At 59.5% G+C, this 13,655-nt stretch carries 9 protein-coding genes; 1 reads left to right on the plus strand and 8 read right to left on the minus strand.

Translation table 11 applies throughout. The features are described 5' to 3' along the window. Positions 1-49 precede the first annotated feature (49 nt). The 3 genes from VGC33_RS20360 to VGC33_RS20370 all read right to left on the minus strand — a co-directional run bounded on the left by VGC33_RS20360 (position 50) and on the right by VGC33_RS20370 (position 6,102). On the minus strand, positions 50-4,246 hold the full coding sequence (locus VGC33_RS20360) for an Ig-like domain-containing protein (protein ID WP_331122595.1): 4,197 nt from the start codon (positions 4,244-4,246) through the stop codon (positions 50-52). A 770-nt stretch (positions 4,247-5,016) separates the two neighbouring features. Continuing rightward, positions 5,017-5,265: a GlsB/YeaQ/YmgE family stress response membrane protein gene (locus tag VGC33_RS20365; protein ID WP_331122596.1), complete on the minus strand. Its 249-nt coding sequence runs from the start codon at positions 5,263-5,265 to the stop codon at positions 5,017-5,019. A 180-nt stretch (positions 5,266-5,445) separates the two neighbouring features. After that, a complete protein-coding gene (locus VGC33_RS20370; RefSeq protein WP_331122639.1) occupies positions 5,446-6,102 on the minus strand; it encodes a metallophosphoesterase in 657 nt (218 codons plus the stop codon). A gap of 276 nt (positions 6,103-6,378) precedes the next feature. Between VGC33_RS20370 and VGC33_RS20375 the strand changes: the two genes are divergently transcribed. Beyond that, positions 6,379-7,251: a DMT family transporter gene (locus VGC33_RS20375; protein ID WP_331122597.1), complete on the plus strand. Its 873-nt coding sequence runs from the start codon at positions 6,379-6,381 to the stop codon at positions 7,249-7,251. A 154-nt stretch (positions 7,252-7,405) separates the two neighbouring features. Here VGC33_RS20375 and hutU read toward each other — a convergent pair whose 3' ends face one another. The 5 genes from hutU to VGC33_RS20400 all read right to left on the minus strand — a co-directional run bounded on the left by hutU (position 7,406) and on the right by VGC33_RS20400 (position 13,350). Beyond that, positions 7,406-9,091 carry a urocanate hydratase gene (gene hutU, locus VGC33_RS20380; protein ID WP_331122598.1) on the minus strand — a complete coding sequence of 562 codons (1,686 nt, stop codon included), beginning with the start codon at positions 9,089-9,091 and terminating at the stop codon, positions 7,406-7,408. Between the two features lie 17 nt (positions 9,092-9,108). After that, positions 9,109-10,668 (minus strand): histidine ammonia-lyase, encoded by a 1,560-nt coding sequence (gene hutH / locus VGC33_RS20385; RefSeq protein WP_331122599.1) that lies wholly within the window; start codon positions 10,666-10,668, stop codon positions 9,109-9,111. A 135-nt stretch (positions 10,669-10,803) separates the two neighbouring features. After that, positions 10,804-11,589 carry an ABC transporter ATP-binding protein gene (locus VGC33_RS20390; RefSeq protein ID WP_331122600.1) on the minus strand — a complete coding sequence of 262 codons (786 nt, stop codon included), beginning with the start codon at positions 11,587-11,589 and terminating at the stop codon, positions 10,804-10,806. After that, positions 11,586-12,449, minus strand: coding sequence for an ABC transporter permease (locus VGC33_RS20395; protein WP_331122601.1), 864 nt, complete (start codon positions 12,447-12,449; stop codon positions 11,586-11,588). Before VGC33_RS20395 ends, VGC33_RS20390 begins: the two co-directional genes overlap by 4 nt. 10 nt (positions 12,450-12,459) lie before the next feature. After that, entirely contained in the window at positions 12,460-13,350 is an 891-nt protein-coding gene (locus tag VGC33_RS20400) for an ABC transporter substrate-binding protein (protein WP_331122640.1), read from the minus strand. Positions 13,351-13,655 lie beyond the last annotated feature (305 nt).

Genomic DNA, 13,655 nt, shown 5'->3' on the forward strand with positions numbered 1-13,655 from the left:
GGCTGGCAACGCCAGCCTTTTTTACTGTTGGCAGGCCGCGGACGCCGGCCTATTTTTTACATCCCGCATCCCTATATCTAAAACCATAGGTGTTGCCAACCACCTGGGCACCGTTCCACAGGCTCACAACCTGGCGCCCGTTAAAGCCTCCGTCCGTAGTCCATAAGCCCTCTGAATTCGTTTCCGTTGCTTCCCCAGCCGGCCACCCGCCGGGGCGCCACCCCCATTCCCCAAACAGGCTGCCTACCGCCCGCTGATTGACGCCGGAGGTGAGATCCGCCACCCGCAGCATTGATTTGCCATTGTTAACGCACAAAGTCTGAGTCTCATCCCATGTAAATCTTTGGGTCCCAGGGGGGGCATAATAGGTCAACCATTTTGATATGGTAAATTTATACGTATAATAATACTGATCTCCTCGCGCGATGAGAGTCACCTGCGAACCCGGGTCGGCATTGATGGTGACGATACCGTTGGCATCTATCGGCGCAGCTAACGCATGTGAGGTGCTCCAGGTCAGACCCGCGTTATCGGCGATGGTGCCGGTGGGGTTGATTTGAAACCGCGGCTTGCTGGTGCCTATGTAGGGTCCAGGATCAAATCCCACCTTAGGAAAACCCGACGTCGGCCCAAAGTCATGCGGATTTAACACCGGCGAGACCGAGCTCACCGTCCGGAGAGCCAAAAAAATCGTATCTTGTGTGGCTACCACGCCGTCGACCGCCGCGGTAACGGTAGCAATACCGCCAAGGGTATTGGTAAACGAGATACTTGCCTTGCCGTTTTCGTCGGTGACGGCGGTTGCGGGCGAGGTCAGGGTTGCGCCGTTGCTCACCGAGAACGTCACGCTCTTGCCCGCCATCCCGGCACCATGGCGGTCCGCCGCCAGCAGCTGTACCTGATTACTTTCCGTGCCATTGTCCAGCGACCGGTTGCGCAACACGTCGAATGACAGTGTGCCCAGTGCATCGATAAAATTCATGCCGTCGCTGTCTTTGGTAAAGCCCGCAACCGTGGCGTTAACCACTACCATGCCTGGCTGGGTACTGGTGACGTCCACCTCGATAGTGCCGTCGGCCGCGGTATCGCCGCCGGTGCTTGAGAGCACGGCAGCGGGGCTGAGGGTGGCAAAGGTCACCGCATGACCGCCAATGGTATTATTATTGGCGTCGCGCACCGTGACTTTCACCCGGTGGCCATCACTGTCGCCGGCCACTTTATCGCCGGTGGTGACCAACTCGACCGAGGTGGTATTTTCCGCCGCGGCGCCGGCGACAAAAATCATGCCGGTGCTGGTTTTGGTAAAGCCCGCCACCGTGGCGTTTATCACTACCGTGGCCGGCCGCGTACTGGTGACCCCCACCTCAAGGGTTCCGTCGGCCGCCGTATTGCCTTCGTGGATGGAGAGCGCGACGTCCGGGCTCAGGGCGGCAAAGGTTACCGCCTGCCCGCCTATGGGATTATTATTGGCATCGCGCACCGTGACCTTCACCCGGTGGCCATCACTGTCGCCGGCCACTTTATCGCCGGTGGTGACCAACTCGACCGAGGTGGTATTTTCCGCCGCGGCGCCGGCGACAAAATTCATGCCGTCGCTGGTGAGGGTAAAGCCCGCCACCGTGGCGTTAACGGTTACCCTGCCCGCCTGGGTGCTGGTGACGCCGACCTCAATTGTGCCGTCGGCCGCCGTATCGCCGCCGGGGCTGGAAAGCGTGGCGCCCAGGCTGTCCGAGGCGAAAGCCACCGCCTGCCCGGCTATCGGATTATTATTGGCGTCGCGTACCCTGACCTTTAGCCGGTGGCCGTCGCCGACTATCTTGTCGCCGGTGGTTAAAACCTCAATGGCGGAATGGATTTCCGATGCGGCGCCGGCGATAAAACTCATGTGGTCGCTGGCTTTGGTAAAGCCCGGCAGCGCGGCGGAAACGATAACCGTGCCCGCCCGCATGCCGCCCACCTCGACCATCAAGGTGCCATCTTCGCCGGTCTCGCCGCCGGGGATGGACAGCTGCGCGCCCGCGGCAACCCATTTCACCGCCACGCCGGCCACCGGATTATCCTGGGCGTCGCGCGCGGTGACCTGCACCTGATGGGTTTCCAAACCGGCAATCTTATCGCCCTGGGTCAAAACCTTAACAAGGGTGTTGGCCTCGGAGGCTTTGCCGGCGGTAAACTTCATCTCCACGGCGCTGGTGGTAACAGTGCCAATCGTCGCGGTAACCTTGGTCGTCCCTGCTTGCCCGGTAATGACATTGGCGGTCAGCGTGCCGTCCTCGGCCGTCTGGTCGCCCTCCAGCGCAATGACCTGCGCTTTGTTATCGGCGGTAAAGCTCACCGCCTGGCCGCCGATGGGATTATCATTGGCGTCCCGTACGCTCAGACGGACCTGATGCGCGTCAATGCCGTCCGCCGCTTTGTTTCCCGTGGTGATGACGTCCAGCCGCGACAAGGTTTGGTCGACGCCGCCGGGCACAAAGGTAATGGCGGCCTGCTGCGACGCGCCGGTCACGCTTGCCCGCGCCGTAACCGGTCCGGCCGTGCGGGAAGTGATAGCGGTTTCGGTAAAACCTTCGTCATCGCTCACCATCGTCGGGGACAACACCGTGGCGCTGCTTTCCGCGCTGAATGTGACCGTCTCGCCGGGCACGGGGTTGCCATTGCCGTCGATAACCCTGGCGCGGACGCGAATCGCCGCCTGCCCATCGGCGACGGCGTTATTGTCTTCTATCGCCAGGCTTGCCAGGGTGATGATTTCCGGTGCGGTGACATTTACCGTGGTCACCGCCCGGTTGGAGGCATTACCCCGGCTGTCGTAGGCTATTGCGTTGATACGATAGGTATTGTCCGCGCCGGGGGTGCCCTGGTAGGCCGGCATGACGACGGTTATCGCCTGCGGGGAAAGCTGCTTGATGCGCCCGCCGTGCGCCAGCAGCGACGCGCTATCCCAATCAACGCGATCAAGGCCGTGTTCCGCGGTGACATCGGCGGTTAAGGTCAGCGTCGTGCCGGCCAAGCCGGTGATTTGCGCCGGCAGCGCCAGGCGGATCAGCTCCCGCCGCTGGTAATCGAGCACGATATTGTAGTTGCGATCGACCAAATCGTAGCGGCTGCCGGCCAGCGTCCTCGATGGTCCGACGTTGGAGGAATCGATATGCGACCGCCAGGATTCACCCAGACGGTAATTCAGCTGGAAATTAAGGCTGCTGTCGTTGGCGCCCCCTTTGCCGGTCCGGTGCTCCGCGCCGACGGTGAACAAGGGGATAGGCGTATAGTTAATGCCGGCGGTCAGGGCGTAAGGATCTTTTTGCCGGTTGTCCTTACCAAACAGCGCCACTTCATTACCGCGATATTGCTCAAACATCAGCGAGCCGCCCAACTGGGGATAGGACGGCAGCCAGGCCTGGGCGCGCACATCAAATCCATTGGCCGGCCGTTCGTTATAATCGGCGAAATCCCGCGACTGATGCCAGTCCGTCAGGCCAAAATAGCTATTGGCCGACAACCGGAAATAATCGGTCCAGGCTTCGGCCCCGACGCCGAGCCGGCGATTGTTGCCGGTCATATCGTAATCATAAAAGGTATTGGCGCCGTACAGCCAGCCGTCCTTTTCGGTGCGCACCCCCATGCCGAGATTTAACGTATTGCGCTGGTCATTGTTACGTACCCCTAATTGTGAAAACAGCGTGGAACGCTCCGAGTCACGCAGGGGGACCAGCAGGTCGGCCGCGCTGTTGGTAAATCTGAAATCGCTGTCGGCGTTAAGCTGGACCCGAGCGGTGCCAAATTGGTTTAGCCATTGCGCCCCCGCCTGTCCCGCGCCGCCCACCACCCTTGAGCGCGCCAAATCGGCGGCGGCGCCGCCGGTGTTGCCGCCGGCAAGCAGGCTGCCCGCCGTCTGGGCGCCGCGCGCCAGTTTATCCTCCGCCTGGGAAGAGGACTGGGTGGGGATGGACGAATTAAACAATGCGGCGGAACTACGGGGAACCTCTATTTCGTCGCCGGCGCCAAGGGCCGAAAACGCGTTGGAAAAACCGCGCAGCTGATTGAGCTTTTTTAATTCTTCAAGCGTCAGGTTATAGCGTTTCGCCACCGACAATGTCGTCTCGCCCGGCCCCAGGACATAGGGCACGGTGGCGGTGGCCGCGAATGGGAGCCCACCCGGGGATGCCGCGGCGGCCGCGGCCTTTGCCATGGCCGGCGTAAAAGACAGGCTCAGCGGGAAAATCAGCTGGAAAATAATATTCATCCACGCCGTGACCCGCCACTTTTGATGAATGGCCGGTGATGGCACGGGAAGTAAATCTTTATTTTTAGAATGATTAAGTGGTTTTTCAAAAGGCATCAAAATGTCTCTCTGGTCAATAGTTAACATTATTCATCCTGTTCAATCCACAGCCGGAAAATGTTACCTGGCCATAATAAATCACATTAAACCGATTTATCCGGTAGTTTATAACAGGCAATGTTATCGATATATGGACAGCAGTGGTCGATGATATCGATGACAATATCAGAATTAATACTTAAAATACCCCCTAAGATCAATAAATAGATAAAAAATTACAAATCCTTTAATTACATGCAATTACATGAACTTGGTCATTATTAAATAATGCTTATCAAAAGTATTACACCTATGTCATCAATACACTTCAACCATAATATCGGCTGACCTGACAATATATTTAATCCACTTATTGAATAAAACCTAGAGTAACGCTTTATTAGTGCATGAGCGCATATAGGCAATGGATTTCGATGACTATACCAGTCTGGGGGAACGGACTTCCTTACCTGTTACTCACCTTTACTGACGAAATCAGCCATGTTGGATCACATTATTGTTTAATAAATTTGATGGCTATATGATTACATCCACAGGAGTAATCCGCCAGTGCGGCGGTGCGCGGCAAAGGAAGGGAAAGCGTAGTGGCGTTAACGGGGGTATTACCCGCCCGCACGGCAGGCAAAGGTAATACCCATAAAGTTAATATGGAGTAATGGTGATTATCCGACTTACCGGCGTATCAGCCGGTAAATCCACAGCACGACGATGGCGCCGATTACCGCCACGACAAAACTGCCGAAATTGAAGCCGTCGACGCGGCCATAGCCAAAGAACGTACTGATATAACCACCCACCACGGCGCCGATAATACCGAGGATAATGGTAATGATGAATCCGCCGCCGTCCCTGCCCGGCATGATGAATTTAGCGATGACGCCGGCGATAAGTCCAAAAATAATCCAGGATAAAATTCCCATAAACCAACTCCTTTTATCGATTGCCTTTATTTAAAAGATACCCTATACAGCGCTTGGCCCAGCAATACCAGAAACCACAATTATTATAGCCAATTCTGATGATTATGCTGAAAAAGAGTCATCCATCCCCCGCCATTCGCCGCACAGAGACCGCCAACGTCTTGCGCGACACGGCGAGGTCTAAAACGGCAGGGTATTGAGTTCGATCAGGGTTAACGCGCCGCCGAACACCGCGCCGGTATCGATGTAAAACTGATTGTAAAAATGCCTCACGCGCTCAAGCGGGGTATGGCCGAAGAAGAAATGCGACGCGCCGCTGATGGCTCCGCCACGCCCACGCTGGTTGCGGTTTATCCGCTGCCGGCTCCATACCACCAATTCAGGATCGACCTCCCGCAGGTAGCGATAGTCGTCGAGGGGATAATCGGCATGGGCGACGACCACATGTCGGTCCGCCATGTCGATATCGATAATCAGCGGCAGGCTGGCGCAGCCTGCTATCAACTCCGCCGCCCGCCCCCGCTGTTCCTGCTCCAGATGCATAAACCAACTGCCGCCGTTGGCCAGCCAAAGTCCCTGTTCACCGCAGGTGATGGCATCGATGGCCATTTGCTCATGATTGCCGCGTACCGCGCAAAACCAGGGTTGCTCAAGCAATTCCAGACACTGCAGGTTTTGCGCGCCGCGATCGATAAGATCCCCCACCGAGATCAGCAGATCGGCCGCGCGGTCAAAGCGCTGCCGCGCCAGTTTGGACAACAGCAGATCATAGCAGCCGTGCAAATCCCCCACCACGAAGATACGCCGCCAATTGTCGGGATTGATTTTGCGGTATATCTGCTCCGGCATCATCTGATTCATCATTCCCCCGCGAAAAGCCCAAGGCTTTCATTATCCGTATCCGGCGGGCGCGGTGTCAGACCCGGCCCGCCGGCCCGAAACCCATGCGCTATAGGCCCTGGAAAGGCCGTTATTAACAGCATAGCAGGCCGGGAAACGCGGAGATGAATAATCGCGCCTGAGGTGAAAATGATGATAAATCGTCGATAAAAGCTGTTAAAACAGTCCGCTGACAGGCAGCATGGTAAAATCCATTTTTTCCCGGTTTGCCTAATGAACAAACGTCATGCCCTGGTCTGGCTGAATATCGCCGCCGTCTTTTTTGGCCTTTCCGGCATCCTGGGCAAAGTGATTGCCGTCTCGCCCGCCGCCATCGTATTCGGCCGCGCCCTGTTCGCGGTGCTGGCGCTGTCCTTGCCGATGCTGTGCTTTCGCGGCTTTCGCTGGGAGCGCGTCAGGTGCGCAAGCGCCTTGGTATTGATTGGCGCAAGCCTTATCCTGGCGGGACATTGGCTGACCTTTTTTATTTCGGTCAAAGCTTCGGGGGTCGCGATCGCCACCCTGGGTTTTGCCAGCTTTCCGGCGTTTACCACCCTGTTTGAAAGCATCGGATTTCGCGAGCGGATTTCGCTTAACGAAGGGATGCTGATAGCCCTGATTTGCCTTGGCCTGATGATGGTGTGTCCGTCGTTTGACCTGGGCAGCGGCAATACCCGGGGCTTTTTATGGGGAATTTTATCCGGGGCGCTGCTGGCGTTGCTGATTATCTGCAATCGCGTTACCGCCTTGAGCATCAGGCCGGTACAGGCGGCGTTATGTCAGAACCTCATCATCAGCCTGCTGATGCTGCCCCTGGCGCTGCGGGAGTTGCCGCGGGCGACCGCCGGCGACTGGCTCTGCCTGGCGTTGCTGGGGATATTTTGCACCGGTGTGGCGCACAGTCTGATGGTTACCAGTCTACGCTTTGTGAAAGCGCGCGCCGCGGCGGTGTTTTTCGCACTCGAGCCGGTCTACGCCATTGCGTTTGCCTGGGCATTGTTCAGCGAACGGCCGACGCTGAAAATGTTCGCCGGCGCCGCGCTGATTATTGTGTCGGTAACGCTGTTCTCGCGCAAAGGCAAAAAAGGCGCGGCGGCGGCCGGATAAACGCGGCCCGGCCCGTTCGGTGCCAGGTACGCGGGGCGGTGCTTTGCCCGGACCGGCCGGAACCAGGTTTTTCCCGGGCAACGGCCTGTACCCGTCGCTTGTGGCCGCGCCACCGGGATAAGGGGCTTTCCCGGTGGGTGCCGCCGCCTGGCGTTTAACCGATCATCGGCAGTTTAAGGCGGTATTTCTTCGCGCAGGCAATGGCCTCGGGATAACCGGCATCGGCATGGCGCATCACGCCGGTGGCCGGATCGTTCCATAATACCCGCGCCAGTCGCTCATCGGCTTTTTCCGTACCGTCGCAGACAATGACCATGCCCGCGTGCTGCGAGAAGCCCATGCCCACGCCGCCGCCGTGATGCAGACTGACCCAGGTGGCGCCGCCGGCGGTGCTGAGCAGCGCATTGAGCAGCGGCCAGTCGGATACCGCGTCCGAGCCGTCTTTCATGGATTCGGTTTCACGGTTGGGCGAGGCCACCGACCCGCAGTCGAGATGATCGCGGCCGATAACGATGGGCGCCTTCAGCTCGCCGGTGCGCACCATTTCGTTAAACGCCAGCCCGGCCAGGTGACGTTCGCCCAGCCCCAGCCAGCAGATGCGCGCCGGCAGGCCCTGGAAGGCGATGCGCTCCTGCGCCATATCGAGCCAGTTATGCAACAGCCGGTTATCCGGAAACAATGCCTTCAGTTTGGCGTCGGTCTTATAGATATCCTGCGGATCCCCCGACAGCGCCACCCAGCGGAACGGCCCCTTGCCTTCACAAAACAGCGGCCGGATATAGGCGGGAACAAACCCGGGGAAATCAAAGGCGTTCGCCACCCCCTCCTCCAGCGCCACCTGGCGGATATTGTTGCCGTAGTCCACCGTCGGCACCCCCATCTCATGGAATGCCAGCATGGCCTTGACGTGCACCGCCATCGATGCCCTGGCGGCGCTGATAACCCGTTGCGGATCGTCTTTTTTGGCCTGGCTCCATTGCTCAAGGCTCCAGCCGGCCGGCAGGTAGCCGTTGAGCGGGTCATGGGCGGAAGTCTGGTCGGTGACGATATGCGGACGGGCGCCGCCGCCGGCGGCGCGTTTAGCCAGCTCCGGCATAATCTGCGCCGCATTGCCCAATAGCCCGACGGAAATCGCCTCGCCTTTGGCGCAGGCGTCCTCGATTATCGCCAGCGCTTCGTCGATGGTAAACGCTTTGCGGTCCAGGTAGCGGGTGCGCAGGCGAAAATCAATGCGCGACTCCTGGCATTCAATGGCCAGCACGCAGGCACCGGCCAGAACGCCCGCCAGCGGCTGGGCGCCGCCCATGCCGCCCAGGCCGGCGGTGAGGATCCATTTACCCTTGAGGTCGTTGCCGTAATGCTGGCGGCCGGCCTCGGCAAAGGTCTCGAAGGTGCCCTGGACAATGCCCTGGGCGCCGATATAAATCCAGGAGCCGGCGGTCATTTGTCCGTACATCATCAGCCCGGCCCGGTCCAGCTCGTGGAAATGTTCCCACGTAGCCCAGTGCGGCACCAGGTTGGAGTTGGCGATCATCACGCGCGGCGCGTCCACATGGGTACGGAACACGCCGACCGGTTTACCGGACTGCACCAGCAGGGTTTCATCCTCCTCCAGGTCGCGCAGGCTTTGCAGGATGGTCTCGAAACAGGGCCAGTTGCGCGCCGCCTTGCCGATGCCGCCGTATACCACCAGGTCGTCCGGACGCTCGGCGACATCCGGGTCGAGATTGTTCTGGATCATGCGGTACGGCGCTTCAATCAGCCAGTTTTTGCAGGTCAGTTCGGTGCCGCGCGGCGCGCTGACCGGACGGGAAACAGCATTGCTAAAATCGTTTTTCATGACGGATTCCTTAATCTTTAGCGCGTTGACGCATAGCTGGGTAAAAGAGCTTGCACCTGCGGCGGCAGGCTGAATTCGGCGACCCAAAGACGCATCGCTTCAATATCCGGCGCCAGCAGCCGATCGCTTGCCAGAAACGCCACGCGTTCGCGAATGGCGGTCAGCTGCTGTTCGAGCGCGGCCGAACTCGCGAGCGGCCGGTTGAAATCAATGCCCTGGGCGGCGGCCATGGCTTCGATCCCCACCACCACCGAGGTGTTGAAACACATATCCCCCAAGCGACGGGCGGCAAAGGTGGCCATCGACACGTGATCTTCCTGGTTGGCCGAGGTCGGCAGGCTGTCGACGCTGGCCGGATGCGCCAGGGATTTGTTTTCCGACGCCAGCGCGGCGGCGGTGACCTGGGCTATCATAAAACCCGAATTGACGCCGCCTTCGTTTATCAGGAACGGCGGCAGGCCCGACAGCCCGGTATCGAGCAGCAGCGCCAGACGCCGCTCTGAAATCGCGCCGATTTCCGCGATGGCCAGGGCGATAATATCGGCGGCGAACGCCACCGGCTCGGCATGGAAATTGCCGCCGGAAATCACTTCGCCGCTATCGGTAAACACCAGCGGATTATCGGATGCGGCGTTGGCCTCGATTTGCAGGGTACGCGCCGCATAGTTAAGATTGTCCAGGCACGCGCCCATCACCTGCGGCACGCAGCGGATGGAGTACGGGTCCTGTACCCGACCGCAGTCGGCGTGGGATACCACGATGTCGCTGCCGTCGAGCAGCGAGGACACCGCCCGCGCCACCGCAATTTGTCCCGCCTGGCCGCGCGCCTGGTGAATGCGGTCATCAAAGGGTTTCACCGAGCCTTTGATGGCTTCCAGGGTCAGGGCGCCCGCCACCAGCCCGGCGGCAAAGGAGCGTTCGGCTTCAAACAGGCCGACCAGCGCCAGCGAGGTGGACACTTGCGTGCCGTTGAGCAATGCCAGACCTTCTTTCGGCCCCAGTTCGATCGGACGTAAGCCGGCAAGCGCCAGCCCCTCCACCGCGCTGATCAGCGTCCCCTTGACCCGCACCTGCCCTTCGCCGATAAGCATCAGGGATAAATGCGCCAGCGGCGCCAGGTCGCCCGAGGCGCCCACCGAGCCTTTGGCCGGGATGCAGGGCATGACGCCGGCGTTATATAATGACAGCAGGGCCTCCACCACCGCCGGCCGAATGCCGGAATGGCCGCGCGCCAGGCTTATCACCTTGCAGGCCATGATCAGTCGCGTCACATTATCCTCGAGCAGCGCGCCGGTGCCGACGCTGTGCGACAACACCAGATTGCGCTGCAGCTCGGCCAGCCGCGCGGCCGGTATGCGGGTTTGCGCCAGCTTGCCGAAACCGGTGTTGATGCCGTAGACCACTTCGCCGGTGGCCAGGATCGCCTCCACCGTTTGCTGCGCGGCGTTGATGGCGGCGAAGGCGGCGGGATCGAGCGACAGTTCCAGCTCGCCGTGATAAATGGCCCTGAGCGTCGCCAGGTCCACCTCGCCCGGCACCAGACGGCATGGGCGTAAAGATGTTACAGAAGATGACATAATCTATTCCTGTCTATACAAGTAAAGCCGCTAGTAAAGCGCATCCCTAAAGTGCGCCCGATCGTCGCGATTGCGGCCCGATATGCTGCCTTGCTCCACAAAATCCGCCGGGCCGCTCCGGTCCGGCAGGCAAAGTCAAAGCGCCATGCTTTGCAGCGTTTCTCCGCGGATTTCCTCGGTAACGCGCGCCTTGAGCGCCATGAATTCCGCCGTGGTTTTCAAGGTATAGTCACGGGGATGCGGGAAGTTAACCGCCACCTCGGTTTTTATCCGCCCCGGCCTGGCGCTGAAGATGGCGACTTTGTTGGCCATAAAAATCGCCTCGTCGATATCATGCGTGACAAATAGCACCGTTTTGCGTGACGACTCCCAGATTTTCAGCAAGAGTTCCTGCATCAGCACCCGCGTTTGGTTATCCAGCGCGCCAAAGGGTTCGTCCATCAGCAGCACTTTTGGATCGTTGGCCAGCGCGCGGGCGATGGCGGTGCGTTGCTGCATGCCGCCGGACAGCTGGCGCGGGTAATGCTGCTCAAATCCGCGCAGGCCGACCTGATTGACAAAATAATCGCAGCGTTCCCGCTGCATGGCCGGGCTCAGGCCGCGTTCGCGCAGGCCAAAGCAGATATTCTGCGCCACGGTCAGCCAGGGAAACAGGGTATAGCTTTGAAACACCATGCCCCGGTCCGCGCCAGGGCCGTCTATCAGCCCCCCGTCCAGCCATACTTCCCCGGTGGTGGGACTATCGAGGCCGGCGACAATGCGCAGCAGGGTGGATTTGCCGCAGCCCGACGGGCCGAGGATGGTGATAAAATCATTTTCTTCCACCCGGTAGTCGATGGGCAGCAGCGCCTGGGTCTGCCGGCCCTTCGGTCCGTTGAAAATACGCGATACCTGGCGGATGGCGAGCTTATCGGGGTTCATGACGCGACGCTCCAGGCAAACAGGCGGCGGTTCACCGCCTTGAACAGGAAATCCGACATCAGGCCGATACAGCCGATGACGATAATGCCGAAAATGATTTGTCCGGTATTGAGCAACGCCTGGCTGTCGACAATCATATGGCCGATGCCGCTGGACGAGCCGATCAGCTCCGCCACGATGACATAGGTCCATGCCCAGCCCAGCACCAGGCGCAGCAGTTCGGCAATCTCGGGCGCCGCGCCCGGGATCAGCACCCGTCGCACAATACTGCGGTTCGAAGCCCCAAGCGTATAGGCCGCCTCCACCAGATCGCGCCGTGACGCGCCCACCGTGACCGCAATCATTAACACGATCTGAAAAAAAGAACCGATAAAAATCACCAGGATTTTTTGCATTTCGCCGATACCGGCCCACAGGATCAGCAGGGGAATAAACGCCGACGCGGGCAGGTAGCGGCAAAACGAGACAAAAGGCTCAAGAAAGGCTTCCACCAGCTTGTATGACCCCATCATGATGCCGAGCGGTACCGCCAGTACCGCCGCCAGGATAAAACCGCCCAGCACGCGCATCACCGTCATGCCGATATCCAGCGAAAAATTGTACTGGGTAAACAACAGGTAGCCTTCGTTCACCATGGTCAGCGGGTCGGCCAAAAAAGTCGGCGACACCCAGCCGGCAAAGGTGACCCAGGCCCAAAAGGCGAAAAACAAAATAAAAAAGCCCAGGCCGAGAAACCAGCGTTGCCCGGTTGATACCGCGCGCAGCGGCACCAGCAGCGGATTATGCCGCACTTTTTTCGCCGCGGGCAACGGCGCCGGTTGCCCGGCGGCCGGCGTTGGCGGGGTCTGTTCAACAGACATTACGCGCACCTTATTGATTAACGTAGCCGGCGTCATACAGCGTCTTGATATCGGGGATCTTGCGGATCACCTTCATTTGCAGCAGCAGTTGCGCCGCCTCCCGGCTGAAGCTGTCGATTTCGCCATTAAAGAACTGGCGGTTCTGCGCCCGGTCCTGCCAGCGCAGGTAGCTGGCGGACTCGGCAAATTCCTTGCCTGATTCCTTAACCACCGCGCCCATGATTTCGTTGGCCTTATCCGGCTGGGCTTTGATCATATCCAGGGCGTCGAAGTAGCTGTCGACCAGCGCCTTGGCGGCCTGGGGATTTTTTTTCAGGAACGCCGGGGTACAGCCAAGCGTATCCATGACCATGGGATAATCGAGCGTGGTGGCCAGGATCTTGCCTTTATCCGGGCTTTGCCGTACCGAGGAAAGATAAGGTTCGTAGGTCATGGCGGCGTCGTTGCTGCCGGCGATAAACGAATGGGCGGCGGCCTCGGGGGAGAGCGTGGTGGTCTTGACGTCTTTGAGGCTCATGCCGTTTTTATCCAGCATCCAGGCCAGGGCGAAATACGGCGAGGTGCCCGGCGCGTCGACGCTGATGGTTTTGCCCTTCAGCGCCTTGATGCTGTCGATGCCGTTGCGCACCACCAGGCCGTCGGCGCCGTAGGATTTATCCAGCTGGACAATCTGGGTGATGGGCACGCCGTTGGCGTTCCAGGAAATATAGGTTTCCACCGTCGTGGCGGCGCACTGTACGTCGCCGGAGGCAATAGCCAGGTGGCGGTCTTTTTGCGGGATCATTTTGACCGTGACATCCAGGCCGTGGCGTTTGAATATCCCCGCCTTGTCCGCCAGGGTCAGCGGCGCAAAACCGGTCCAGCCGGAAATACCGATGGCCAGCGGCGTGTCGGCGGCCATGGCCGGCAGGGCGCCGGACAGGCCAAGCGCCAGAATAAGGGCGGTCCGCAGCGGTTGAACGCGGCGTTTGAATAACGTACTGGCACAGGCGATGCTCATATCCCACTCCTGAAATAGCGCCGGAAAAATCACCGGCAAACATTTGGTTCGCGGCTGGCGAAGGCCGCCCTGGACGACAACTGTATAAGCTTGTCTATACAAGACCCTTTCGCCAAGGGAAATTAAGCAAAGCCTGTGCCATATTGCCCGCCGTCCGTTATTTGGCGTCGGGCATCGTCCTGAAGGGGCCGGCCCGGCGACCCCGG

This window comes from Acerihabitans sp. (assembly GCF_036398755.1).
Classification (GTDB): domain Bacteria; phylum Pseudomonadota; class Gammaproteobacteria; order Enterobacterales; family Enterobacteriaceae; genus Acerihabitans.

Excerpts from the sequence above, each read along its gene's own strand:
- VGC33_RS20360 (WP_331122595.1), bottom strand. The coding sequence starts at position 4,246 with ATGAATATTATTTTCCAGCTGATTTTCCCGCTGAGCCTGTCTTTTACG.
- VGC33_RS20375 (WP_331122597.1), top strand. The coding sequence starts at position 6,379 with ATGAACAAACGTCATGCCCTGGTCTGGCTGAATATCGCCGCCGTCTTT.
- VGC33_RS20365 (WP_331122596.1), bottom strand. The coding sequence starts at position 5,265 with ATGGGAATTTTATCCTGGATTATTTTTGGACTTATCGCCGGCGTCATC.
- VGC33_RS20400 (WP_331122640.1), bottom strand. The coding sequence starts at position 13,350 with ATGGCCGCCGACACGCCGCTGGCCATCGGTATTTCCGGCTGGACCGGT.
- VGC33_RS20395 (WP_331122601.1), bottom strand. The coding sequence starts at position 12,449 with ATGTCTGTTGAACAGACCCCGCCAACGCCGGCCGCCGGGCAACCGGCG.
- VGC33_RS20390 (WP_331122600.1), bottom strand. The coding sequence starts at position 11,589 with ATGAACCCCGATAAGCTCGCCATCCGCCAGGTATCGCGTATTTTCAAC.
- hutU (WP_331122598.1), bottom strand. The coding sequence starts at position 9,091 with ATGAAAAACGATTTTAGCAATGCTGTTTCCCGTCCGGTCAGCGCGCCG.
- hutH (WP_331122599.1), bottom strand. The coding sequence starts at position 10,668 with ATGTCATCTTCTGTAACATCTTTACGCCCATGCCGTCTGGTGCCGGGC.